The organism is Paraburkholderia diazotrophica, from assembly GCF_900108945.1.
In the GTDB taxonomy this organism is placed as follows: domain Bacteria; phylum Pseudomonadota; class Gammaproteobacteria; order Burkholderiales; family Burkholderiaceae; genus Paraburkholderia; species Paraburkholderia diazotrophica.
Map to the genome: position 1 here is coordinate 34,701 of NZ_FNYE01000032.1, position 25,586 is coordinate 60,286.

22 protein-coding genes and 1 riboswitch are annotated in these 25,586 nt (G+C 63.9%); of the genes, 19 read left to right on the top strand and 3 right to left on the bottom strand.

Annotated features, from left to right (window positions below):
• Positions 1-92: 92 nt before the first annotated feature.
• Genes BMW76_RS29760 through BMW76_RS29770 form a run of 3 tightly spaced genes read left to right on the top strand, consistent with a single transcriptional unit; the run spans position 93 to position 3,018 of the window.
• Positions 93-644, top strand: a complete 552-nt coding sequence (locus BMW76_RS29760) for a shikimate kinase (RefSeq protein WP_090871754.1) — start codon at positions 93-95, stop codon at positions 642-644.
• 16 nt (positions 645-660) lie between these two features.
• Complete coding sequence (gene aroB, locus BMW76_RS29765; protein ID WP_456090134.1) at positions 661-1,743, top strand: 3-dehydroquinate synthase family protein; 1,083 nt, start codon at positions 661-663, stop codon at positions 1,741-1,743.
• A 57-nt stretch (positions 1,744-1,800) separates the two neighbouring features.
• Positions 1,801-3,018 (top strand): deoxyguanosinetriphosphate triphosphohydrolase, encoded by a 1,218-nt coding sequence (locus BMW76_RS29770; protein WP_090871758.1) that lies wholly within the window; start codon positions 1,801-1,803, stop codon positions 3,016-3,018.
• 349 nt (positions 3,019-3,367) lie between these two features.
• Here the strand turns inward: BMW76_RS29770 and BMW76_RS29775 are convergent, their stop codons facing one another.
• Together BMW76_RS29775 and BMW76_RS29780 are read right to left on the bottom strand one after the other, a co-directional pair.
• Complete coding sequence (locus BMW76_RS29775) at positions 3,368-3,751, bottom strand: DUF883 family protein (protein ID WP_090871760.1); 384 nt, start codon at positions 3,749-3,751, stop codon at positions 3,368-3,370.
• A gap of 374 nt (positions 3,752-4,125) precedes the next feature.
• Complete coding sequence (locus tag BMW76_RS29780) at positions 4,126-4,848, bottom strand: OmpW/AlkL family protein (RefSeq protein WP_090871762.1); 723 nt, start codon at positions 4,846-4,848, stop codon at positions 4,126-4,128.
• Between the two features lie 185 nt (positions 4,849-5,033).
• Between BMW76_RS29780 and BMW76_RS29785 the strand changes: the two genes are divergently transcribed.
• The 4 genes from BMW76_RS29785 to thpR all read left to right on the top strand — a co-directional run bounded on the left by BMW76_RS29785 (position 5,034) and on the right by thpR (position 13,191).
• Entirely contained in the window at positions 5,034-5,741 is a 708-nt protein-coding gene (locus BMW76_RS29785; RefSeq protein ID WP_090871764.1) for a transposase, read from the top strand.
• A gap of 321 nt (positions 5,742-6,062) precedes the next feature.
• Positions 6,063-10,766, top strand: a complete 4,704-nt coding sequence (locus BMW76_RS29790; RefSeq protein WP_090871766.1) for a glutamate synthase-related protein — start codon at positions 6,063-6,065, stop codon at positions 10,764-10,766.
• 115 nt (positions 10,767-10,881) lie between these two features.
• Entirely contained in the window at positions 10,882-12,348 is a 1,467-nt protein-coding gene (locus BMW76_RS29795) for a glutamate synthase subunit beta (protein ID WP_090871768.1), read from the top strand.
• A 210-nt stretch (positions 12,349-12,558) separates the two neighbouring features.
• Positions 12,559-13,191, top strand: a complete 633-nt coding sequence (gene thpR / locus BMW76_RS29800) for an RNA 2',3'-cyclic phosphodiesterase (RefSeq protein WP_090871769.1) — start codon at positions 12,559-12,561, stop codon at positions 13,189-13,191.
• Positions 13,192-13,269: 78 nt separating this feature from the next.
• Here thpR and BMW76_RS29805 read toward each other — a convergent pair whose 3' ends face one another.
• Complete coding sequence (locus tag BMW76_RS29805) at positions 13,270-15,003, bottom strand: ABC transporter ATP-binding protein/permease (protein ID WP_090871771.1); 1,734 nt, start codon at positions 15,001-15,003, stop codon at positions 13,270-13,272.
• A 326-nt stretch (positions 15,004-15,329) separates the two neighbouring features.
• Positions 15,330-15,440: riboswitch (TPP riboswitch) on the top strand.
• 222 nt (positions 15,441-15,662) lie between these two features.
• Here BMW76_RS29805 and BMW76_RS29810 point away from each other — a divergent pair.
• The 12 genes from BMW76_RS29810 (at position 15,663) to BMW76_RS29865 (ending at position 25,576) form a co-directional block, all read left to right on the top strand.
• Entirely contained in the window at positions 15,663-16,823 is a 1,161-nt protein-coding gene (locus tag BMW76_RS29810) for an FAD-dependent oxidoreductase (protein ID WP_090871773.1), read from the top strand.
• Positions 16,824-16,832: 9 nt separating this feature from the next.
• Positions 16,833-17,030 (top strand): sulfur carrier protein ThiS, encoded by a 198-nt coding sequence (thiS, locus tag BMW76_RS29815; protein ID WP_087736383.1) that lies wholly within the window; start codon positions 16,833-16,835, stop codon positions 17,028-17,030.
• 203 nt (positions 17,031-17,233) lie between these two features.
• The gene (locus BMW76_RS29820) at positions 17,234-18,070 is read left to right on the top strand and encodes a thiazole synthase (protein ID WP_090871775.1); all 837 of its coding nucleotides are present in this window, start codon (positions 17,234-17,236) and stop codon (positions 18,068-18,070) included.
• Positions 18,067-19,164, top strand: coding sequence for a thiamine phosphate synthase (gene thiE, locus BMW76_RS29825; RefSeq protein WP_090871777.1), 1,098 nt, complete (start codon positions 18,067-18,069; stop codon positions 19,162-19,164). The genes BMW76_RS29820 and thiE overlap by 4 nt, the downstream gene beginning before the upstream one ends.
• Before the next feature lie 110 nt (positions 19,165-19,274).
• Positions 19,275-20,096: an ABC transporter ATP-binding protein gene (locus BMW76_RS29830; RefSeq protein WP_090871779.1), complete on the top strand. Its 822-nt coding sequence runs from the start codon at positions 19,275-19,277 to the stop codon at positions 20,094-20,096.
• A complete protein-coding gene (gene mlaE / locus BMW76_RS29835) occupies positions 20,093-20,860 on the top strand; it encodes a lipid asymmetry maintenance ABC transporter permease subunit MlaE (protein ID WP_090871780.1) in 768 nt (255 codons plus the stop codon). Before BMW76_RS29830 ends, mlaE begins: the two co-directional genes overlap by 4 nt.
• Before the next feature lie 103 nt (positions 20,861-20,963).
• On the top strand, positions 20,964-21,539 hold the full coding sequence (gene mlaD / locus BMW76_RS29840; RefSeq protein WP_090871847.1) for an outer membrane lipid asymmetry maintenance protein MlaD: 576 nt from the start codon (positions 20,964-20,966) through the stop codon (positions 21,537-21,539).
• A gap of 12 nt (positions 21,540-21,551) precedes the next feature.
• Positions 21,552-22,538: an MlaA family lipoprotein gene (locus BMW76_RS29845; RefSeq protein ID WP_090871782.1), complete on the top strand. Its 987-nt coding sequence runs from the start codon at positions 21,552-21,554 to the stop codon at positions 22,536-22,538.
• A gap of 139 nt (positions 22,539-22,677) precedes the next feature.
• Entirely contained in the window at positions 22,678-23,310 is a 633-nt protein-coding gene (locus BMW76_RS29850; protein ID WP_090871785.1) for an MlaC/ttg2D family ABC transporter substrate-binding protein, read from the top strand.
• Entirely contained in the window at positions 23,307-23,615 is a 309-nt protein-coding gene (locus tag BMW76_RS29855) for an STAS domain-containing protein (protein ID WP_090871787.1), read from the top strand. Before BMW76_RS29850 ends, BMW76_RS29855 begins: the two co-directional genes overlap by 4 nt.
• Before the next feature lie 282 nt (positions 23,616-23,897).
• Positions 23,898-24,824: an ABC transporter ATP-binding protein gene (locus BMW76_RS29860; RefSeq protein WP_090871789.1), complete on the top strand. Its 927-nt coding sequence runs from the start codon at positions 23,898-23,900 to the stop codon at positions 24,822-24,824.
• Positions 24,821-25,576 carry an ABC transporter permease gene (locus tag BMW76_RS29865; protein ID WP_087736374.1) on the top strand — a complete coding sequence of 252 codons (756 nt, stop codon included), beginning with the start codon at positions 24,821-24,823 and terminating at the stop codon, positions 25,574-25,576. The genes BMW76_RS29860 and BMW76_RS29865 overlap by 4 nt, the downstream gene beginning before the upstream one ends.
• Positions 25,577-25,586: the final 10 nt, after the last annotated feature.

Here is a 25,586-nt window from a genome sequence, read left to right on the forward strand (position 1 = left end):
GGGCGCCAGCGCGCGGGCCGTCAGGCTCGACAAGGCAGGCGCTTTGCCAGTAAGCTGCCGCACGAACTACACCGGACTAGCCAGAGGACAAGTTGCAAGCGCGGGACGCACACGCCAACGTTTTTTTCGTAGGGCTCATGGGGGCGGGCAAGACCACCGTGGGCCGGGCCGTGGCGCGCCGGCTGGAGCGCCCGTTCTTCGACTCCGACCACGAAATCGAGGCGCGCACGGGCGCGCGCATCCCGGTGATCTTCGAACTGGAGGGCGAAGCGGGCTTTCGCGACCGCGAGGCGCAAGTGATCGCCGAGCTTACCGGCCGCGAGAACATCGTCCTCGCGACTGGCGGCGGCGCGGTGCTGCGCCCTGAAAACCGCGAAGCGCTGCGCCAGCACGGCATCGTCGTCTATCTGCGCGCGAATCCGCACGATCTGTGGCTGCGCACGCGCCGCGACAAGAACCGGCCGCTCTTGCAAACCGAGGACCCGAAAGGGCGCCTCGAAGCGCTCTACGAAGTCCGCGACCCGCTCTACCGCGAATGCGCCGATTTCGTAATCGAAACGGGCCGTCCGTCGGTCAACGGACTCGTCAACATGGTGCTGATGCAGCTCGAGATGGCGGGCGTCGCCAAGTCTCCTGCGTCATAATGACGAGATGACCTCCATGATTACCGTCAACGTCGAACTGGGCGAGCGCGCCTACCCCATCCACATCGGCGCCGATCTGATCGGCAAGACCGAACTGTTCGCCCCGCATATTCGCGGCTCGTCCGTCACCATCGTCACCAATACGACTGTCGATCCGCTGTACGGCGACGCGTTGCGCAAGGCGCTCGCGCCGCTCGGCAAGGACGTGACGACGGTCGTGCTGCCCGACGGCGAAGCGCACAAGAACTGGGAAACGCTGAATCTGATTTTCGACGCGCTGCTCGGCGCGCGCGCCGATCGCAAGACCACGCTGATCGCGCTCGGCGGCGGCGTGATTGGCGACATGACGGGATTTGCCGCCGCCTGCTACATGCGCGGCGTGCCGTTCATCCAGGTGCCGACTACGCTGCTGTCGCAGGTCGATTCGTCGGTGGGCGGCAAGACGGGCATCAATCACCCGCTCGGCAAGAACATGATCGGCGCGTTCTACCAGCCGCAAGCGGTGATCGCCGAAATCGGCGCGCTGCGCACGCTGCCCGCGCGCGAACTGGCGGCCGGCATCGCGGAAGTCATCAAGACGGGCGCAATCGCCGACGCAGCGTTCTTCGAGTGGATCGAGGCGAACGTCGAGGCGCTCAATCGTTGCGAGCCGCAGGCGCTCGCGGAAGCCGTCAAGCGTTCGTGCGAAATCAAGGCATCCGTCGTGGCTGCCGACGAACGCGAAGGCGGTCTCCGTGCGATCCTCAATTTCGGCCATACGTTCGGTCACGCGATCGAGGCGGGCCTCGGCTACGGCGAATGGCTGCACGGCGAAGCCGTCGGCTGCGGGATGGTGATGGCGGCCGATCTGTCGGTGCGGCTCGGCCATCTGGACCAAGCCGCGCGCGAGCGACTCGTTGCCGTCATCAGGGCTGCGCATCTTCCCACCAGCGCACCCGCGCTTGGCGCGTCGCGTTATGTCGACCTGATGCGCGTCGACAAGAAAGCAGAAGCGGGCGAAATCAAGTTCATCCTGCTGAAGCGTTTCGGCGACACACTGATCACGCGCGCACCAGACGACGCCGTGCTACAGACGCTCGACGCCAACGTCGGCGCCTGACGCGACGCGCGGCCAGGGCAACGGCACAAGGGCGTCGCTTCGGATTCGGAGACATCGGTGAGTGAAATACGCAGCGACAATCTGATCGAACCACGCGACGTCTCGTGTGCGCCCGCCACGGGCGCCACGTCGTTGCCCACCATCGCAGCGCTCGAAGCGCATCTTGCGCCGTATGCCGCGCACTCTTCTCAGTCGCGCGGCCGGCGCCATTACGAACCGCCGCCAAGCGCGCGCACCGAGTTTCAGCGCGATCGCGATCGCATCGTTCACTCCACGGCTTTCCGGCGGCTCGAATACAAGACGCAAGTGTTCGTGAACCACGAGGGCGATCTGTTTCGCACGCGGCTCACGCACAGTCTTGAAGTTGCGCAGATCGCGCGTTCCGTCGCGCGCAATCTGCGCGTGAACGAGGATCTCGTCGAAGCGATCTCGCTCGCGCACGATCTCGGACATACGCCATTTGGCCACGCGGGACAGGACGCGCTCAACGAATGCATGCGCGAGTACGGCGGCTTCGAACACAATCTGCAGAGCCTTGCCGTCGTCGACGATCTCGAAGAGCACTACGGCGCATTCGATGGCCTGAATCTGTGCTTCGAAACGCGCGAGGGCATTCTCAAGCATTGCTCGCGCGAAAACGCGCGGCGTCTAGGTGAACTGGGCGAGCGTTTTCTGCAAGGACGCCAACCGTCGATCGAAGCGCAGATCGCGAATCTCGCCGATGAAATCGCGTACAACAATCACGACGTGGACGACGGTCTGCGCTCGGGATTGCTCACCATCGACCAGCTCACCGAAGTCGAGCTATGGCGCACGCATGACGAGGCGGCGCGCCGCGACTATCCGCACATCGAAGGGCGCAGGCTGATTCACGAGACGGTGCGCCGTATCATCAACACGCTGATCGTCGATCTGATCGACACGACGACGCGCAATATCGCGCACCATGCGCCGGCATCGCTTGACGATGTGCGACGTGCGCCGCCGCTTGTCGCGCATAGCGCAGCCATCGCCGCGCAGGCCGCTGCGCTCAAGCAGTTTCTGTTCAAGAACCTTTATCGGCACTATCGGGTGATGCGCATGGCGAGCAAGGCGCGGCGCGTGATCATCGGTCTGTTCGATGCGTTCATCGACGACCCTCGGCTGTTGCCGCCCGATTACCAGACAGCGGACGCAGCGAAGCAGCCGCGACTGATCGCGCATTACATCGCGGGCATGACGGACCGGTACGCGTCGAAGGAATACCAGCGGCTATTCGTCGTCGACGGTACTTGATGCCATACGTGAGCCGCGTTTGACACGCGATGCTCAGCACGTGTTCGCCGCGAAGGTGACGGAAGAACGCTCACACGTTCACCGTCACGCGCAAAACAGACCGCGCGCCGTGCAACGTGCATCGCACGTGTGTGACGGCTTGGACGCGCGTTCACAACAGCTCACAACGGATCGCAACGACATGCGCACGCATGCTGTGCACAAGCGCGCACGGGCGCAGCCGTGCACAGCGTCGTGGCCGTTGCAGCGATCCGATGTGCGGCCGATCCAGTCGCCTGACCGTTCAGCCAGGTTCGCTGAGTCAGCGCATCAGCGCATCAACGCATCAACGCATCAACGCATCAACGCATCAACGCATGCCGCCTCGTGCGATGAGCGCGCCCGCGATCAGCGCGATGCCGCCGACGAGCGCAATCGTCCGCCATGGGTTTTCGTGCACGTAGTCGTCGGCATCGTGAAACGCTGCTTGCGCGCGGTCGCGCATGACGTCGCGCGTGTCGTTCAGGCGGGAGCGCGCATCGTCAAGCCGTTTGCGTAATTGCGTCCTGATGGCTGCGGCATCGGCCTGCGTGCCGTCGCCAAGCGAGTTCTCGAGTTCCGCCATCAGTGTGCGCAGTTCACTGGCAATGTCTTCAGCGGCATGCCGGCTATGGCGCGCGATGCGGCGCGCACGACGCCCCGTCGTTGTCCAGGATTCGCCGATGGCATCTCGCGTATTAGGTAGTGCTGTCATGGTCGCTCCGTCGATGAGGGTGGTTCAACATGCCCGCAACACAGCGCGGGAAGTCTCTTCTGACGCAACTTCGGTGCCCGCCTGGCGCGAGACTCACAACCTGCGCCATAACATGCATCGACGACGCGCTTTGCGTCGAATGATGCGCGCGGCATGCGGCAGAAATTGCGCCGGCAGGCCCTGCGCGTCAGTCAAATTTACAACGACTCGCGCGCGCGAGCAGGCATGGTCGCAAGTGGCGGAAACGATGTCGCGATACGCCGGAGACGAACGCACGTCCATACGAGTATCGTGATGGGATTGAAAGCAAAACGCCGTCACGGATTAACGTGACGGCGTTGTTCAAGCCCGAAAATCTCGACTACGCTGTTGTGTTAGAAGCGGTATCCGAGGTTCACGTACGTGACGATCGGGTTCAGGCGGATCTTCGTTTCGGATTGCACGGTCAGCGGGCCGACGGGTGTGCTTGCCGTGGTGTTCAGCTTGGCAGTCGTGCTGAGCGGCAGGTACGAAATCGAGAAGCCGGCGAACCAGTGATCGGTGAACGCGTAGGTGAAGCCGGCATTAAACACGGGCTCCCACGAACTATCCGTGGTGACGGTGGTCGGACCATGCAGGACGTTGTTCTGAAAGGTGCCGTTCGTGATGTGCTCGTCGGTGAACCAGATGCGGCTCACGCCGATGCCGAGATATGGGCGGAACTTCGCTTGCGGCTGATTGAAGTAGTACTTCAGCAGCAGTGTCGGACTCCACTGTTTGGCCGAGCCGATCTTGCCGTACTGCGCAAATGCGCCTGTGCCTTTCAGATCGAATTGCGGCGGAATGCCGATGTCGAACTGGGTGGCGATGTGGTCGGTAATGAAATAGCCGGCCGTGAAACCAACGGTGTCGCCATCGCCAGCCGAGGCGCCAGAGTTAGGTACCGTGATGTTGACGGGCGAACCGCCGACGTTTGTCTCTCTCAACGGCTGACTGCTGGACTGCGGCGCAAGATGGAACCACCCGGTTGTAACGTAGATACTGCCGGCCGATTGCGCGTGCGCTGCGGTTGTCACGCAAGCAAGCGTCGCGATTCCCAAGGCCTGTTTTAATTTCATTTGTGCTCCTCCAAAAAAGGCCCGCTAATTATGACCACAACGTTTCAAACAAACCATGGCGCCCGTTAGAGCGTTCTGCCTGGGCTTTATGCTGTTTCCGGCAGACCCGCACGGCGCGTAAGGTCGCGCCGGCGCAGCTTTTCGGACCTTCGGGTATGTACCAACGCGACTTTGGATAATCCAGCATGGCACGGCTTGCACGTCTTTATGTCCCCGACCAGCCGCAGCACGTGATCCTGCGCGGACTCGACCAGCAGCCCGCATTCGTCGACGACCAGGATTACGAACTGTTCATCGATTGCCTGAAGGCGGCTTCACGCGATCACCATCTGTCCGTTCATGCATACGCGCTGATGCCAGGCGCGGTGCAACTGCTCGTCACGCCCACCGACGAATCAAGCTTGCCGAAAGCAATGCAGGCAGTCGGCCGGCGCTATGTCGCGCATTTCAACCGTCGTTACTCGCGACGCGGCACGTTGTGGGAAGGCCGTTATCGCGCGACGGTCATCGAAGGTGAGAAGTACTTCCTGCTCGCGAGCCGCGTCGTCGAAATGTCGCCGGTGCGCAACCAGCTGGCGAGCACGCCCGAAGACTATCGATGGTCCAGTTATCGGCATCACATCGGGCTGACCTTAGACAGTCTCATCACCGACCACCGGCTGTACTGGTCGCTCGGGAATACGCCGTTCGAGCGGCAGCGCGCTTACCGCGAACTGTGCGAGCAGCCGCTCGACGAACGCGAAGCGAGCCAGCTCCAGCAGGCCACGCTGAAGGGGTGGGTGCTGGGCAGCGACTCGTATCGCGAGTGGGCGGCGCGCGCGGCGAACCGGCGCGTGTCGCCGCTGCCGCGAGGACGGCCACGCAAGGTCCGCGAGACGCCGCAAACCCAATAAAGCCTTTGTGGATCAAAGGTTTGTCGGCGCCAAGAGAGAGCGAACGGCATCTGCGAATGCCGTTTTCTTTTGCCCTTATTAGATGTGGAACCAATTAATTTTAAGAAAAATGCACCACATTGATAATAGGGGCCTGGACATCAGATTTTGTTTGCTATTCCTTTGATTCGTCGCGTATATTTCGACTTCCGGCGTCCGAATGTGCAAGTGCAATATCTCGCATGTCACACGACTAAGCGGCCGCCCGCGCAGTTGAGTTGAAACTGCGGGCAACAAGAAAATGGATTAACGGCCCCACGGCCCCTGACAGACGGTGTCCCCATGAACGACCACCAGCAGCCGATTTCCACGGTTCCCGCCGCGCAGGGTCTTTACGACCCGCAGAACGAGCACGACGCATGCGGAGTCGGCTTCGTTGCGCATATCAAGGGCAAAAAGAGCCACGAGATCATCCAGCAAGGCCTGAAGATTCTCGAGAACCTCGATCACCGGGGCGCCGTCGGCGCCGATCCGCTGATGGGCGACGGCGCGGGCATCCTGATCCAGATTCCGGATGCGTTCTACCGCGAGGAAATGGCGAAGCAGGGCGTGACGCTGCCGCCCGCTGGCGAATACGGCGTCGGCATGATCTTCCTGCCGAAGGAGCATGCATCGCGTCTCGCGTGCGAACAGGAACTGGAGCGCACGGTGAAGGCCGAAGGCCAGGTCGTGCTCGGCTGGCGCGACGTTCCCGTCGACCACAACATGCCGATTTCGCCGACCGTCAAGGCGAGCGAGCCGCTGATCCGCATGATCTTCATCGGCCGCGGCAAGGACATCATGGTGACGGACGCGCTCGAGCGGAAGCTGTACGTGATCCGCAAGACGGCGAGCCATCGCATCCAGGCGCTCAAGCTCAAGCACGGCAAGGAATACTTCGTGCCGTCGTGCTCGGCGCGCACGGTTGTCTACAAGGGCCTGCTGCTGGCGGGCCAGGTCGGCGTGTACTACCGCGACCTGCAGGACGAGCGCGTCGTGTCGGCGCTCGCGCTCGTGCACCAGCGCTTCTCGACGAACACGTTCCCGGCGTGGGAACTGGCTCACCCGTACCGGATGATCGCCCACAACGGCGAGATCAACACGGTGAAGGGCAACGTCAACTGGCTGAACGCGCGTACGGGCGCGATCGCGTCGCACGTGCTCGGCGACGACCTGCCGAAGCTGTGGCCGCTGATCTATCCGGGCCAGTCGGATACGGCATCGTTCGACAACTGTCTCGAACTGCTCGTGATGGCGGGCTACCCGCTCGTGCATGCCGTGATGATGATGATTCCGGAAGCGTGGGAACAGCACACGCTGATGGACGACAACCGCCGCGCTTTCTACGAATACCACGCCGCGATGATGGAGCCGTGGGACGGCCCCGCTGCGATCGCGTTTACCGACGGCCGCCAGATCGGCGCGACGCTCGACCGTAACGGCCTGCGTCCGGCGCGCTACATCATCACCGACGACGATCTCGTGATCATGGCGTCGGAAGCGGGCGTGCTGCCGATTCCCGAATCGAAGATCGTCAAGAAGTGGCGCCTGCAGCCGGGCAAGATGTTCCTGATCGACATGGAGCACGGCCGCATCATCGACGACAAGGAACTGAAGGACAACCTCGCGAACGCGAAGCCGTACAAGAGCTGGATCGACGCCGTGCGCATCAAGCTCGACGAAATCGAGCCGAGCGCGGAAGACGTCGTCACGGAGCGCCGTGAAGCGGCTGCGCTGCTCGACCGCCAGCAGGCGTTCGGATATACGCAGGAGGACCTCAAGTTCCTCATGGCGCCGATGGCGCAAGCCGGCGAAGAAGCCGTCGGCTCGATGGGCAACGACTCGCCGCTCGCCGTCATGTCCAACAAGAACAAGACGCTCTATCACTACTTCAAGCAGCTGTTCGCGCAGGTGACGAACCCGCCGATCGACCCGATCCGCGAAAACATGGTGATGTCGCTGGTGTCGTTCGTCGGTCCGAAGCCGAACCTGCTCGACACGAACAACATCAACCCGCCGATGCGCCTCGAAGTATCGCAGCCTGTGCTCGACTTCAAGGACATCGCGAAGATCCGCGCGATCGATCAGTACACGGGCGGCAAGTTCAGCTCGTACGAGCTGAACATCTGCTATCCCGTCGGCTGGGGCAAGGAAGGCATCGAGGCGCGCCTCGCATCGCTGTGCGCGGAAGCCGTCGATGCGGTGAAGTCCGGCTACAACATGCTGATCGTGTCGGACCGCAAGACGGACCGCGACAACGTCGCGATTCCGGCGCTGCTCGCCACGTCGGCCATTCATACGCACCTCGTGCAGCAAGGTCTGCGCACGAGCACGGGCCTCGTCGTCGAGACGGGCTCGGCGCGTGAGACGCACCACTTCGCGCTGCTCGCGGGCTACGGCGCGGAAGCCGTGCATCCGTATCTCGCGATGGAAACGCTCGCGCAGATGGCGGCGGGCATGAAGGGCGACCTGTCGGCGGAAAAGGCCGTCTACAACTTCACGAAGGCAGTCGGCAAGGGCCTGCAGAAGGTCATGTCGAAGATGGGCATTTCGACGTACATGTCGTACACGGGCGCGCAGATTTTCGAAGCGGTCGGTCTCGCCGAAGATCTCGTGAACAAGTACTTCAAGGGCACGGCGTCGAAGGTCGGCGGCATTGGCCTCTTCGAAGTCGCTGAAGAAGCGATTCGCCTGCATCGCGAAGCGTTCGGCGAGAGCCCCGTTCTCGCGAACATGCTCGACGCGGGCGGCGAGTACGCGTATCGCGTGCGCGGCGAAGACCACATGTGGACGCCCGATGCGATCGCGAAGCTGCAACACTCGGCGCGCAGCAACTCGTATCAGACGTACAAGGAATACGCGCATCTGATCAACGACCAGACGAAGCGTCACATGACGTTCCGCGGCCTGTTCGAATTCAAGGTCGATCCGTCGAAGGCGATTCCGCTCGACGAAGTGGAACCGGCGAAGGAAATCGTCAAGCGCTTTGCAACGGGCGCGATGTCGCTCGGCTCGATCTCGACGGAAGCGCACGCGACGTTGGCTGTCGCGATGAACCGTATCGGCGGCAAGTCGAACACGGGTGAAGGCGGTGAGGACGAAAACCGCTATCGCAACGAACTGCGCGGCATCCCGATCAAGAACGGCGACACGATGAAGACCGTCCTCGGCGACGAGGTGATCGTCGACATCCCGCTGAAGGACGGCGATTCGCTGCGCTCGAAGATCAAGCAGGTCGCGTCGGGCCGCTTCGGTGTGACGGCGGAATACCTCGCGTCGGCGGACCAGATCCAGATCAAGATGGCGCAAGGCGCGAAGCCGGGCGAAGGCGGCCAGTTGCCCGGCCACAAGGTGTCGGAATACATCGGCAAGCTGCGTTACTCGGTGCCGGGCGTCGGCCTCATTTCGCCGCCGCCGCACCACGACATCTACTCGATCGAAGACCTCGCGCAACTCATTCACGATCTGAAGAACGCGAACTCGTCGGCGAGCATTTCGGTGAAGCTCGTCTCGGAAGTGGGTGTCGGCACGGTCGCTGCCGGTGTCGCGAAGGCGAAGGCCGATCACGTCGTGATCGCGGGCCACGATGGCGGCACGGGCGCATCGCCGCTGTCGTCGATCAAGCACGCAGGCACGCCGTGGGAACTGGGTCTCGCGGAAACGCAGCAAACGCTGGTACTGAACCAGTTGCGCGGCCGTATCCGCGTGCAGGCCGACGGCCAGATGAAGACGGGCCGCGACGTCGTGATCGGCGCGCTGCTCGGCGCGGATGAATTTGGCTTCGCGACGGCGCCGCTCGTCGTCGAAGGCTGCATCATGATGCGCAAGTGCCATCTCAACACGTGCCCGGTCGGCGTCGCGACGCAAGACCCCGTACTGCGCGCGAAATTCCAGGGCCAGCCGGAACACGTCGTGAACTTCTTCTTCTTCATCGCCGAAGAAGTGCGCGAAATCATGGCGCAACTGGGCGTGCGCAAGTTCGACGACCTGATTGGCCACAGCGAATTCCTCGACATGAAGAAGGGCATCGAGCACTGGAAGGCGAAGGGTCTCGACTTCTCGCGCGTGTTCTATCAGCCGAGCGTGCCGTCGAGCGTCGCGCGTCTGCACGTCGAATCGCAGGATCACGGTCTGGACCGCGCGCTCGATCACACGCTGATCGAAAAGGCGAAGGCCGCGATCGAGAAGGGCGAGCACGTGTCGTTCATCCAGCCGGTGCGCAACGTGAACCGCACGGTCGGCGCGATGCTGTCGGGCACGATCGCGAAGAAGTACGGCCACGACGGCCTGCCCGACGACACGGTGCACATCCAGTTGAAGGGCACGGCGGGCCAGAGCTTCGGCGCGTTTCTCGCGAAGGGCATCACGCTCGATCTCGTCGGCGACGGCAACGACTACGTCGGCAAGGGCCTGTCGGGCGGCCGCATCATCGTGCGTCCGACCAACGATTTCCGCGGCAAGTCCGAAGAGAACATCATCATCGGCAACACGGTGATGTATGGCGCAATCGAAGGCGAATCGTTCTTCCGCGGCGTTGCGGGCGAGCGCTTCTGCGTGCGTAACTCGGGCGCGACGGCCGTCGTCGAAGGCACGGGCGACCACGGTTGCGAATACATGACGGGCGGCACGGTCATCGTGCTCGGCGAGACGGGCCGCAACTTCGCGGCGGGCATGTCGGGCGGCATCGCTTACATGTACGACCCGGACGGCACGTTCGCCGCGAAGTGCAACAAGTCGATGGTCGCGCTCGAACCGGTGCTGCAACAGGCCGAACAGGAGCGCACGGTCGACAAGGCGCTGTGGCACACGGGCCAGACCGACGAAGCGCTGCTCAAGGGGCTCATCGAACGTCACTTCCAGTTCACGGGTTCGCCGCGCGCAAAGGCGCTGCTCGAAAACTGGGATGCGTCGCGCCGTCAGTTCGTGAAGGTGTTCCCGACTGAATACAAGCGCGCGCTGGGCGAAATGGGCGCGAAGAAGGCCAGCAAGGAAGTGCTCGCGGCCTGATCGTTTCCCGACAAAGCCACTGACGACATAACGAAGCGCACCCGCCGCCTGCGAACGAAAACGCAGGCGGCGGGCGCCGATCCCCTCACCGATTCAGATAGACATAGAGAACCACATGGGCAAGGCAACCGGTTTTCTCGAGTTCGAACGCCGCCACGAGGCGTACGAAGCACCCCTCACGCGCGTGAAGCACTACAAGGAATTCGTCTCGGCGCTGACCGACGACGAAGCGAAGATTCAAGGCGCTCGTTGCATGGACTGCGGAATTCCGTTCTGCAACAACGGCTGCCCGGTGAACAACATCATCCCGGACTTCAACGATCTGGTGTTCCGCCAGGACTGGAAGAACGCGATCGAAGTTCTCCACTCGACGAACAACTTCCCCGAATTCACGGGCCGCATCTGCCCGGCGCCGTGCGAAGCGGCGTGCACGCTCGGCATCAACGACGACCCGGTCGGCATCAAGTCGATCGAGCACGCGATCATCGACAAGGCATGGGCCGAAGGCTGGGTCGCGCCGCAGCCGCCGAAGCACAAGACGGGCAAGAAGATCGCGATCGTCGGTTCGGGCCCGGCGGGCCTCGCCGCCGCGCAGCAGCTCGCGCGCGCCGGCCATGACGTGACGGTGTTCGAAAAGAACGACCGCATCGGCGGCCTGCTGCGTTACGGCATCCCCGATTTCAAGCTGGAGAAGTGGCTGATCGACCGCCGCATGCGCCAGATGGAAGCGGAAGGCGTGACGTTCCGCGCGAACGTGTTCGTCGGCAAGGACGCGATTCCGGCGCACATCGGCAACACCGCGAAGGAAACCATCACGCCGGACCAGCTGAAGGAACAGTTCGACGCAGTGATCCTGACGGGCGGCTCCGAAATGCCGCGCGATCTGCCCGTGCCGGGCCGCGAACTCGCAGGCATCTACTACGCGATGGAGTTCCTGCCGCAGCAGAACAAGGTCAACGCGGGCGACAAGGTGGCCGATCAACTGCTCGCGAAGGGCAAGCATGTCGTCGTGATCGGCGGCGGCGATACGGGTTCGGACTGCGTCGGCACGTCGAACCGTCACGGCGCGAAGGGCGTCACGCAGTTCGAGCTGCTGCCGCAGCCGCCGGAAGAGGAAAACAAGCCGCTCGTGTGGCCGTACTGGCCGGTGAAGCTGCGCACGTCGTCGTCGCATGAGGAAGGCTGCGAACGCGACTGGGCTGTCGCGACGAAGCGCTTCGAAGGCAAGAACGGCAAGGTCGAGAAGCTGATCGCCGCGCGCGTCGAATGGAAGGACGGCAAGATGCAGGAAGTGCCGGGCTCCGAGTTCGAAATGAAGGCCGATCTCGTGCTGCTCGCGATGGGCTTCACGCAGCCCGTCTCGCCCGTGCTGGAGGCGTTCGGCGTCGACAAGGATGCGCGCGGCAACGTGCGCGCGTCGACGGAAGGTGATAAGGCCTATTACACGTCGGTCGACAAGGTGTTCACGGCAGGCGATATGCGCCGAGGCCAGTCGCTCGTCGTGTGGGCGATTCGCGAAGGCCGTCAGTGCGCGCGCTCCGTCGATGCGTACCTGATGGGGCACTCGGAGCTGCCGCGTTAAGTCTCGCGTTCGGGCGTGGCCGCGCGGCATGCATCGCGCGGCTCGCTGCTCCTTTTGGTTGACGAGGTGGAGACAGACGCGGACGCATTAAACCGTACCGCACAGCAGTAGAAGCAGGACAAAACCGGGCGCTCGCAAGAGCGACCCGGTTTTTTCTTTGCATCAGGCGATAATGTGTCGATGAGCGGGAAAGCGTACGGAGACAGAACGATGCAACGCACCGATCCGCAGCCTGATCCTGAAGAAAGCGCAGACACGGCATTCGACAATGCGTCCGCGAGCGTCGCGCCGGCCGGACAGGACGCGCAGCAGGACTACCAGCGCTGCTTCATCGCGCTCGTGCCCGATGCCGCGACGCGCGATGCGCTCACGTCGATCGCCGTTCCTCCGACGGCGCGCCGCGTGCCTTACGAACAACTGCATCTGACCGTGACCTTCATCGGCATGCTGCCGCACGAGAAAAGCGCGGCGCTGATCGACGCACTGACGCGCGAGACGGTGCCGCTGCAGCTTGCCCCCGTCGCGAAGATTGAGCATTGGCCGCGCGCCTCGCATCCACGTCTGACTGTGGCGACGCTGGCCATGTCCGATGAGTTCGTCGCGCTGGACTGGCGCGTGCGCTCGTCGATGATCGCGCTCGGCCTGCCCGTCGATGCCCGCACTTTCCGGCCACATGTGACGCTCGCGCGATACCGGCACGACGCAGCGGCTGTCGGTCCCGCAACTGAGTTGCAAGGCGAACTGATGGCGCGTTTCGATTCGCTGACACTGTATTCGAGCACATTGGCCCGCAACGGCGCGCGGTATCGGTCGCTGGCGAGCGTGCCCGTCACGTATGCATGACGTGCGACCCGGACCGCCGCGCGCCATTCATCACGCGCGATAGCGTGCCAACGTCAGTCCGTCGAGACGGCGCATCGGTCACGCGGCCACGCGCTCGACGGCGCGCTCGACGAACAGCGTCTGATCGTGGAACGCTTCGAGCGTCTTGCGATGCGCAACGCTGACGATCGCCGCATTCGGCAGACGCTCGATCAGCGCGTTGTAGATGATGCTTTCGTTGTCCGGATCGAGCGCGCTCGTCGCTTCGTCGAGGAACAGGAAGTCGGGCTTTTGCAGCAGCGCGCGCGCAGCCGCGAGACGCTGCTGCTCGCCCGGCGACAGCGACCGTTCCCAATGCGCCGCTTCGCCGAGCCGGTCCGCGAACTCCGACAGGCGGCAGACGGTGAGCACTTCGCGGCACGCGTCATCGGAGAACGCGGACGCCTCCGATGGATAGCAGAGCGCGGCTTTCAGCGTGCCGATGGGCAGATAGCTTCGCTGCGGAACGAAGAGAAGCTTCGCGCCGGCGGGCATCTCGATCGTGCCTTCGCCGAACGGCCACAAGCCCGCGAGCGTGCGCATCAGCGTGCTCTTGCCCGCGCCCGACGGACCTCGCACGAGCCAGTGGGATTTCGGCGCGATGCGGAACGAGCCGACGTTCGCCATCGGTTCGCCGTTCGGGCGCTGAAGGCCCAGGTTCGTCACGTCGAGCGAGTCGGTGTCGGTGAGGTGAATGTTGATGCCGCCGTGCGCGGTGCCTTCGACCACCGATTCATGCAGATGCTGCGAGCGCATCACGCGATTGAATTCCCGCAGACGGTTGACGGTCGCGCGCCATTCGGCGAGCGAATCGTAATTATTGATGAACCACGAAAACGAATCGCTGACCGTGCCGAACGCGCCCGTCAGCTGCTGATAGACGCCGAACGAAATGCTCTTCGAAAAGTATTTCGGCGCGGCCGCGATGTACGGAAAGACGATGGCCAGCTGCGAGTAGCTGATGACGACGATGTTGAAGCGCCGCGTGAAGCGCATGATGAGACGCCAGTTGTCGCGGATATGACCGAACACGCCCTTGAGTGCGCGCTCTTCCGACGGCTCGCCCTGATACAACGCGATCTGGTCGGCGTTCTCGCGGATGCGGATCAGCGAGAAACGGAAGTCTGCTTCGACGCGCTGCTGCTGATAGTTGATCGACACGAGCGGGTGGTTCACCTTGTGCGTGACCCACGAGCCGAGCGCCGCGTAGATCAGCGCGACCCACACCATGTAGCCGGGGATCGACATCTGCGTGCCGAGGAGGTTGAACGACAGCGCGCCCGACAGGTTCCACAGGATCACGATGAACGAGAACAGCGTGACGGTCGTCGACAGCAGGCCTAGCGACAGATTCAGCGTCGAGCTGGCGAGCCCTTGCAGGTCGGCGGACACACGCTGGTCGGGGTTGTCAGCGAGGTTGTCGCGCTCGATCCGGTAGTACGCGCGATCGCCGAGCCATTCATTCAGATAGCGGTTCGTCAGCCATTGCCGCCAGCGGAATTCGAGCATCTGGCGGAAGTACGTGCGGTACGAGCCGAGCAGAATCAGCGCGAGCGCAATGACGGTGAACTGAAGCAACGAATACTTGAAGACGGGGTAGTTGTATTGCTGGATCGCGTCGAAGAACGTGCGCTGCCAGGTGTTGAACCAGACGTTGGCCGCGACCATCGTCATGTTCATCGCAATGACGAGCGCGAGAAGTCCCCACGCTTTCCATTTGTCCTCGGACACCCAGTATGGCTTGATGAGACCCCACGCGGTGATGTCCGCGGAGCTGGTCGAGTTGTTGGTCATATGCGTCCTTTCAAACGGTCGTCGCGAGTGGCGGCGCGGTGCCTGGTGATGCGGTTTTGTGTCGCGCGCCATGCCTCGTCGCGTTGCGGCTCGGGCTGCGATTGTCCCGGCAGCGGCTTAATCTGAACTTAAGCAGACGACGCACAGCGCCGCGAGTTCGCCTCCCGTAGCCGGGCAGCGGCCTGACAGCGGGGCGTGCTTCCGTCCGCATTGACGCGTGCCATTGTGCCAGACCCGGCGAAGGCCACGACAAATGCAAAATAAGCCCCGGCCGATTGCGTTCCTTCCGGGTTTGCGGCGCGCGCGGCTTTTATGGTCTAATGGTCCGGACGAAACAGGGGTGCTTCGTGCGCAAGCAGTCGTTGCAGCGAGGCTGAGAGAGACCCTTCGCACCCGATCCGGGTAATACCGGCGCGGGAAGTTTTCGGGAAGTTTTTCCTGGAAGTTCTCCTTCCGCTGGGCGGCGTTCCCGTTCAACCGTGAACGCCCATGCCCGGCCGGCCTCGCCCGCCGGTTTCGTCCTTGGGTACGTGCGCACGTCTGCCGTACGGAAAGGATTCGATGACCGCTCATTCTTCAGTTATTTGCTTCGTTGGCCCGGCTTCCGCCGGTTGCTTCGTCATGCGCGCGCCGTTTGCGGCGCGCCGGGGAGCCGCGCGATGACGATCTCTGCTCAACCGGATTTCGCCGTGATCGGCGGCGGGCTGTGCGGGCGTCTCGTCGCCTGGCAGCTTGCGGGCGACGGACATCGCGTCGCGCTGTACGAACGCGGCGATGCGTCGGGCTCGCAGGCGGCCGCGTGGGTCGCTGCAGCCATGCTCGCGCCGCTCGCCGAGGCGGCCAGCGCCGAACTGCTAATTACGCGGCTGGGCGCGGCCTCGCTGGAAACGTGGCCGACGCTGCTCGACCAGTTGCCCGAGCGGGTGTTTTTCCAGCGCAACGGTTCGCTGATCGTCTGGCATCACGGCGATCGCGCCGAAGCACCGCTGTTCGAGCGCCGCGTGCGCGCGAACGCACCCGCCGAACTGCTCGACGGCGGCCTGGTCGCGCTGGCGGGCGCCCAGGTCGGCGCGGCCGAACCGGCGCTCGGCGGCCGTTTCAACCAGGGCTGGCTGTTGCCGCACGAGGGACAGCTCGACAACCGTCAACTGCTGGCGGCGCTCGCGGCGGGCCTCGCGGCGCGCGGCGTCGAGACGCACTGGAATACGTCCGTCGACGACAACGCGTTGCCGGCCGCACGCATCACAATCGATTGCCGGGGGCTCGGCGCGAAGCCCGTCATGCCGACGCTGCGCGGCATTCGCGGCGAGGTCGCGCGCGTGCACGCGCCCGGCATCGGCCTGGCGCGGCCGGTGCGGCTGCTGCATCCGCGCTATCCGCTTTATATCGCGCCGAAGGAGAACGATCTGTACGTGATCGGCGCGACGGAAGTGGAGGGCGAGGACATGTCGCCCGTCAGCGTGCGCTCGGCGCTCGAACTGCTGAGCGCGGCGTTCTCCGTCCACCCGGCTTTCGGCGAGGCGCGCATTCTCGAACTGAATTCGCAGTGCCGGCCGACGCTGCCCGACCATCGTCCCGCCCTGATGTGGGACGGCGCGAACACGCTGCGCGTGAACGGGCTGTACCGGCACGGCTATATGATCGTGCCCGAAGTCGCGGGCGAAGCGGTGCGCTTCGCGTCAGCGCTGCTGGATGGCCGCGTCGCCGATGAAGACGCCTTCGCCGACTGGCGAAGCAAAGCGCGCTGGAGCGAGCTGTTCCAGCTGGATCGCGGGCACGTCCGCAGCGACGCCCGGCCAGCCGCCACTCTCAACGTTTGAACGAAAGACATGGATATCCAGATCAACCACAAGCCGCTGTCGCTGCCCGAGGGCGCGACGGTCGCCGACGCGCTCAACGCTTTCGGTGCACGGCCGCCGTTCGCCGTCGCGTTGAACGGCAATTTCGTCGCGCGCGCGCAGCATGCCGCGCGCGCCTTGCAGGCGGGCGACAAGCTCGACGTCGTGCACCCCGTCGCGGGCGGCTGACGGGCGAGGCGCCGGCCTGCCGCAAGTGACACGAGCCGGCGGCGCAAGCAGATGCCGCAAGCAGGCGACGCAGCAGATGCCACAAGCCGGCGGTGCAAGCAGATGCCACAAGCAGATGCCACAAGCAGGCGACGCAAGCTGATGCCACAAGCAGGCGAAGCAAGTACGCGATAGAAGCCGCTACACAAGCCAAGGACACACGCATGAACTCATACGCGAACCCACCCGCGCTGGCCCCCGCCGACGCGCTCACGCTTTACGGCGAAACCTTCCAGAGCCGCGTGCTGCTGGGCACATCGCGCTATCCGTCGCTGCAGTCGCTGTCGGATTCGATCGCGGCGGCGAAGCCGGGCATGGTGACGATCGCGCTGCGCCGGCAGATGAACGAGGGCGGCGCGGAAGCCGGTTTCTTCGATCTGATCAAGCGCCACGGCGTGCCGCTGCTGCCGAACACGGCGGGATGCCAGACGGTCGGCGAGGCGGTTACGACGGCGCACATGGCGCGCGAGATCTTCGAGACCGACTGGATCAAGCTCGAACTGATCGGCGACGACTACACGCTGCAGCCCGATCCCGTCGGCCTGATCGAAGCGGCCGCGCAACTGGTCAAGGATGGCTTCAAGGTGCTGCCTTACTGCACCGAAGATCTCGTGATCGGCAGGCGTCTGCTCGATGCCGGCTGCGAAGCGTTGATGCCGTGGGGCGCGCCCATTGGCACTGGCAAGGGCGTGCTGAATCCGTATGGCTTGCGCGTGCTGCGGGAGCGTCTGCCGGACGTGCCGCTGATCGTCGACGCGGGGCTCGGCGTGCCCTCGCATGCGAGCCAGGTGATGGAGTGGGGCTTCGATGGCGTGCTGCTGAACACGGCCGTGTCGCAGGCGACGCACCCTGAGACGATGGCGCGCGCGTTCGCGCTGGGCGTCGAAGCGGGCCGCGAGGCTTATCTGGCCGGCCCGATGGCCGAACGTGAAACCGCCCACGCGAGCACGCCCGTCGTCGGCATGCCGTTCTGGCACCAGGATGGGAGCGCTGCTGCATGACCGAAACCCTGAAACTTGCGGGCCGCGACCTGTTCTGGCCGCCCGCCGACGAACTCACGGAAGCGGCCGAGCGCATCCGCGCGCGCCTTGGCGACTGGCCGCCGACGCACGTCGACTGGCGCATCTGCCTGACGGCGCCCGATGTCGCGAACGGCGGCGATCTGATCGTCGTCGCCGATTTGCAGCAGCACGGCGAACAGATCGCGCGCTGGATGACGCAGGGCGCGGGCGTGATCGAAGCGGTCGCAGGCCGCGCGGTGCTGCATCTGGGCGGTGTGCGCTATCAACTAGAAGGCCATTTGGCCGAAGACTGGATTCCCGCGCTGGCGGCGTTCCTCGATTGCGGCTTCGATCCGCACGACGCGCTGGTGCTCGCGCTCGCATGGCGCGACGGCGACGAAGCGAAATCCGGCGATGCGTGGCCGTGCGATCTGTCGCGCTTTCCGCGCGTCGCCGGTCTGCCTGACGCGCCCGCGCAGCCGTTCGCCGCGTGCCCCGACGCGCTCGGTCTCTATCCCGTGCTGCCGACGGCGGAGTGGGTCGAACGCGTGGTCGGCTTCGGCGTGAAGACGGTGCAGTTGCGCCGCAAGACTGCGGAACCCGACGAGCTGAAAAAGGAAATCGCGCGCTCCGTCGCGGCGGGCCGCGAGCACGATGCGCAGGTGTTCATCAACGATCACTGGCAGGCCGCCATCGACGCGGGCGCTTACGGCGTGCACCTCGGCCAGGAAGACGTGCACACGGCCGACCTGCACGCGCTTGCGGCAGCGGGTGTGCGGCTCGGCCTCTCGACGCACGGCTACTACGAGATGCTGACGGCGCTGCATTTCCGTCCGAGCTACATCGCGCTCGGCGCCGTGTTCCCGACCACGACGAAGGCGATGCCGACGGCGCCTCAAGGTCTTGCAAGGCTCGCGCGCTACGTGAAACTGCTGGACGGCGTCGTGCCGCTCGTCGCGATCGGCGGCATCAGCGGCGATGTGCTGCCGCAAGTGCTCTCGACGGGCGTGAAAAGCGCGGCCGTGGTGCGCGCGGTGACGGAAGCCGCCGATGCCGCCGCTGCCGTTGCGTCATTGCAGCAGGCTTTTGCGTAGCCCAAAGGGTGGGAGAAGGGTTCTAAAAGGTTAAATCGTGGCGCCGTCAAGGCAGGGTTTGCACGAAGGCCCTATAATTCCGCCTTCCGTGTAAAAGGACTGTCCGTTACGTGCCATCCTCTTCCGAGACCCTTCTCGAGCTGCGCGACGTCGACTTCGGCTATGGCGAGCGCCTCGTCCTGTCGAACCTGAATCTGCGCTTCAAACGCGGCCAGGTGGTCGCGGTCATGGGCGGATCGGGGTGCGGGAAGACCACCGTCCTGCGGCTGATCGGCGGCCTCGTGCGAGCGAAGCGCGGCCAGGTGCTATTCCACGGACAGGACCTCGGCGCGCAGACGCGCGACGGCCTGTACGCGTTGCGCCGCAAGATGGGCATGCTGTTCCAGTTCGGCGCGCTCTTTACCGACATGTCAGTGTTCGAGAACGTCGCCTTCGCGCTGCGCGAGCACACCGATCTCCCCGAAGAACTGATCCGCGACCTCGTGCTGATGAAGCTTAACGCGGTCGGTCTGCGCGGCGCGCGCGATCTCGCGCCGTCGGAGATTTCGGGCGGCATGGCGCGCCGCGTCGCGCTCGCACGCGCGATCGCGCTCGATCCCGAACTGATGATGTACGACGAGCCGTTCGCCGGTCTCGACCCCATCTCGCTCGGTGTTACCGCGAACCTGATCCGCACGCTGAATCAGGCGCTCGGCGCCACCTCCATCCTCGTCACGCACGACGTGCCCGAATCGTTCGCGATCGCCGATTACGTCTACTTCCTCGCGAACGGCGGCGTCCTCGCCGAAGGCACGCCCGCCGAGTTGCGCGAGTCGACCGATCCGACCGTGCGCCAGTTCATCGACGGCGCGCCCGACGGTCCGTTCAAATTTCACTACCCGAGCAGCACACCGCTCGCGGCGGATTTCGGTATTGGCGGAGGCCGCGCATGATCAGCAACATCGGTCGTACCGTCATCTATGGACTCGGTCAGACTGGCTATGCAACCCGCATGTTCGTACGCCTCGTGCTGGAATTTTTCCCGCTGCTGCGCCGTCCGCGACTTGTCACGAAGCAGATCCATTTCGTCGGCAACTATTCGCTGGTGATCATCGCGGTGTCGGGGCTGTTCGTCGGCTTCGTGCTGGGGCTGCAGGGCTATTACACGCTCAACCGCTACGGTTCCGAGCAGGCGCTGGGCTTGCTGGTCGCCCTGTCGCTCGTGCGCGAACTCGGGCCCGTCGTGACGGCGCTGCTGTTCGCCGGGCGCGCGGGCACGTCGCTGACGGCTGAAATCGGCCTGATGAAGGCAGGCGAGCAACTGACGGCAATGGAAATGATGGCCGTCGATCCGCTCAAGGTTGTCGTGGCGCCGCGCATGTGGGCGGGCATCATCGCGATGCCGGTGCTCGCGGCGATCTTCAGCGCCGTCGGCGTGCTGGGCGGCTATGTCGTGGGCGTGCTGATGATCGGCGTCGATGCGGGCTCGTTCTGGTCGCAGATGCAAAGCGGCGTCGATGCATATCGCGATGTCGGCAACGGCGTGATCAAAAGCATCGTGTTCGGCTTCGCGGTGACGTTCATCGCCCTCTACCAGGGGTACGAAGCGAAGGCCACGCCGGAAGGCGTGTCGCGCGCGACGACGAAGACCGTCGTCTATGCGTCGCTCGCGGTGCTCGGTCTCGATTTCCTGCTGACCGCTCTGATGTTCAGCTAGGCGGTATTTCAGCCAAGACTTTGCGCGGTGTGAACCGCCATGCGGCGCGCAGATCCGCCGCACGGGTGTCACGCCGCTGCGACAGATTCTCTTTGGGATGACGATGAAAAAAACTGCTCTCGATTTCTGGGTAGGTCTGTTCGTGGTGCTGGGGTTCATCGCGCTGCTGTTCCTCGCGTTGAAGGCCGGCAACATGAGCTCGCTGTCGTTTCAGGCGACGTATCCCGTCAAGCTGAAATTCGACAATATCGGCGGACTCAAGCCGCGCGCGCCCGTCAAGAGCGCGGGCGTGACGGTGGGCCGCGTGGCGTCGATCGGCTTCGACACCAACTCGTATCAGGCGCTCGTGACGCTCGATATCGACAAGCAATATGAGTTTCCGAAGGACACGTCCGCGAAGATTCTGACGGCGGGCTTGCTGGGTGAGCAATACATCGGGCTTGAGCCGGGCGGCGACAGCGAAATGCTGAAAGCCGGCGATACGATCACGATGACCCAGTCGGCCATCGTCCTGGAGAATCTGATCGGGCAGTTCCTCTATAGCAAGGCGGCGGATTCGGGGGCTGCCAAACCCGGTGCGTCTGCTACGGCGCCCGCTCCCGGAGCGCCGGCTCCCGCGGCTCCAGCACCGGCTCCCGCAGCTCCGGCTGCGGCTGTTTCGGGCGCGTCCGGTCAATAAGGAGAACAAGAAATGAAGACGACACGCCGACGTGTCGCGGCGCTCGCGCTCGCCTCGACAACGCTTGCAGGGTGCGCAACCGTTCAGAATCCGACGAAGGAAGATCCGCTCGAAGGTTTCAACCGCACGATCTTCACCTTCAACGACAAGGTCGACCAGTACGCGGTGAAGCCCGTCGCGAAGGGCTACGTGTTCGTGACCCCGCAACCGGTGCGCGACAGCGTGACGAACTTCTTCTCGAATATCGGCGACGTGTACATCGCCGCGAACAACCTGTTGCAGCTGAAGATCGCCGATGGTGTGTCGGACATCATGCGGATCGTGATCAACACGGTCTTCGGTGTCGGCGGCCTGTTCGACGTTGCAACGATCGCGAAGCTGCCGAAGCACGACAACGACTTCGGCCTGACGCTCGGCCATTACGGCGTGCCGTCGGGCCCGTATCTCGTGCTGCCGCTGTTCGGTCCGAGTACGGTGCGTGACGGCGTCGGCATGGTGGGCAACTACTTCATCAACCCGCTGACGTATGTGAAGCCCGACAGCGTGAGCTGGGCGCTCTACGGCCTGAACCTCATCAACGTGCGCGCGAACCTGCTGGGCGCGAGCGACGTGCTCGAAGGCGCGGCGCTCGACAAGTACTCGTTCGTTCGCAACGCCTACTTGCAGCGCCGCCGCTATCTGCTGTCGGATGGAAGCGCTGCTGCGACTGGCCTGCCGGACTACGGCAACGAAGCGCCGCCGCCGAAGTACGAAGACGTCGATGGCGGCGCGGCGGCGGCAGCGCCGGCGGCTGGCGCCGCGCCGGGTGCGGGAGTGGCCGCGAAGCCCGCTGCGCCTGCGTCCGCGCCGCAAGCGGCTTCGGGCGCGACGGCAGGCGGCGCCGAACCGGCCTCGGGCGCGCAACCGGCGACGCCTCCCGCCGACGTGCCGCCGACCGTCCCCGGCGGCCAGATCGTGCCGCCCGCGCACTTCGGCTATCCGTCGCTGAAGTTGCGTTAATGTCAGATGATTGAGAGTCGCCCGTTGGGCTACCGTAACACTCGGATACGACTCTCGCAGTTTGCACGTGGATTGCGGCTGAACTCGCGTGGTATCGTCGCCTCCAACGTTAAGCTTATTTTTTTTGGCAGGACTGGAAATGAAAAAATTCTTCTTCTTTATCCCGTTTTTTGCAGCTCTCTTTGCGTTTAGCGGCGCCGCGTCCGCACAGACCGTGGACACCAGCAATCCCGACGCGATGGTCAAAACGGTCACGCAACAGGTGATCGACGCAGTGCGTGCCGACAAGACGATTCAGACCGGCAACATCTCTGCCGTCACGAAGCTCGTAAACGAAAAGATCCTCCCGTACACGGACTTCCGCCGCACGACGCAACTGGCGATGGGCCGCAACTGGCGCACGGCGACGCCGGAGCAGCAGAGCGCCGTCGTCGAGCAGTTCAAGACGCTGCTGATCCGCACGTATTCGGGCGCGCTCGCGCAGGTGAAGGACCAGGAGATCCAGTACAAGCCATTCCGCGCGAACCCGGAGGACACCGACGTGGTCGTGCGCTCGGTCGTGATGAACAACGGTTCGCCCGTCGAGCTCGACTACCGTCTGTACAAGACGGCGCAAGGCTGGCGCGTGTATGACCTGAACGTGCTCGGCGCATGGCTGATCCAGGCGTACCAGCAGCAGTTCAACGAGCAGATCCAGAAGAACGGCGTCGACGGTCTGATCCAGTTCCTGACGGCTCGCAACCAGCAACTGGCGAACGGCAAACAGTCGTGAACAACCTTTCGACTGCGCCGGTGACGACGTCGTCGGCCAATACGTTCGAAACGGGCGCCACGCTGACCCACGCGAGCGCGAAAGCCGCGCTCGCGGCGGGTCTTGCGCGGATCGGCGGCGGCTCGACGGCTGTCGATTGCGCGCCGCTCACGCAGTTCGATTCGTCGGCGCTCGCCGTGCTGCTTGCATGGCAGCGCGCGGCGACCGCCCGCGGCACGCCGCTTGCCATCGTCAACATGCCTGCGGGACTGTCCAGTCTCGCGCAAGCCTACGGCGTCGACACGCTGCTATCGGCACGATATTGACGCTCGCGCGTCAGCGACCTTAGCGCAGCGTTCCGCCGTTCGCGCCGGCTCGCGTTCTCCCCCAAGGCAAGCCGGCACTTCCGACTTTTGCCCTATAATCAAACGTTTTTTGGCGCCTCGCCGTTTCAGTTTGCATTGCGGAAGCGGTTGGCAGTCGGTTCGTAGCGGCTCTCGTGGCTGCTCGGACGGTTACCGCGCAACGGGCCCCAATTCCGTTTCCCCAGCTCTCGCGCCCTTGGCGGGCGACCTATCAGGCGCTGTCGAAGTCGACGGCGCATAGTCATGTCAGCGATCGAAATTCGTAACGTCAAGAAGCGCTACAAGGATCTGCAAGCGCTCAAAGGCGTCAGCTTCACCGTCGAGCAAGGCGAGTTCTTTGGGCTGCTCGGCCCGAACGGCGCCGGCAAGACCACGCTCATCAGCATTCTCGCCGGTCTCGCGCGCGCCGATGAAGGCAGCATCGCGGTTCACGGTCACAATGTCGTCGACGATTTCCGCCTCGCGCGCCGCGCGCTCGGCGTCGTGCCGCAGGAACTCGTATTCGACCCGTTCTTCACCGTCCGCGAGACGCTGCGCCTCCAGTCGGGCTACTTCGGCCTGCGCAACAACGACGACTGGATCGACGAAGTGATGGCCAATCTCGATCTCACCGAAAAAGCCGACGCGAACATGCGTGCGCTTTCGGGCGGGATGAAGCGCCGCGTGCTGGTCGCACAGGCGCTCGTGCATCGGCCGCCCGTGATCGTGCTCGACGAGCCCACGGCGGGCGTCGACGTCGAATTGCGCCAGACGCTGTGGAAATTCATCTCGCGTCTAAACCGCGAAGGCCACACGATCGTGCTGACCACGCACTATCTGGAAGAAGCCGAATCGCTGTGCGACCGCATCGCGATGCTGCGACGTGGCGAAGTCGTCGCGCTGGAACGCACGAGCACGCTGCTGCAGCGTTTCGCCGGCACGCAACTTTTCATCCGCTTCGCGCAAGGCGTTCTGCCCGCCGAACTGCGCTCGCTCGAAGTCGATCCGGGCGCCGTCAACGGACGTCAGCATCTGCTGCGCCTGTCGAGCTATGACGACGTCGAGCGCATCCTCGCGCAATGCCGCGCCGCGGGCTGCACGTTCGAGGAAATCGAAGTGCGCAAGGCCGACCTCGAAGACGTGTTCCTGCAGGTGATGAACGGACCGGAAATGGTCGAGGGACTGGCATGAGCGGCTTCCGTACCCTGCTTTACAAAGAGCTGCTGCGCTTCTGGAAAGTGTCGTTCCAGACGGTGCTCGCGCCCGTCATCACGGCGCTGCTGTATCTGACGATCTTCGGCCACGCGCTGCGCGACCACGTGCAGGTCTATCCAGGCGTGCTGTACACGAGCTTCCTCGTGCCCGGCCTCGTGATGATGAGCGTGCTGCAGAACGCGTTCGCGAACAGCTCGTCGTCGCTGATTCAATCGAAGATCACGGGTAATCTCGTGTTCGTGCTGCTGCCGCCGCTGTCGCACTGGGAGATGTACGCCGCCTACGTGCTCGCGGCCGTCGTGCGCGGAATGTGCGTCGGCTTCGGCGTGTTCATCGTGACGATCTGGTTCATACCCGTGAGCTTCACGGCGCCGTTCTATATCGTCGCGTTCGCGGTGCTCGGGTCGGCGATTCTCGGCACGCTCGGTCTGATCGCCGGAATCTGGGCAGAAAAGTTCGATCAGCTCGCCGCGTTCCAGAACTTTTTGATCATGCCGCTCACGTTCCTCTCGGGCGTGTTCTACTCGACGCATACGCTGCCGCCCGTGTGGCGCGAAATCTCGCGGCTGAACCCGTTTTTTTACATGATCGACGGCTTTCGCTACGGCTTCTTCGGCATGTCGGATATCGATCCGCTGTGGAGCCTCGCGATCGTCGGCGGTTTCTTCGTCGTGCTGGCCGTGCTGGCAATGCGTATGCTCGCGTCCGGCTATAAGCTGCGTCACTGACAGGAGCACT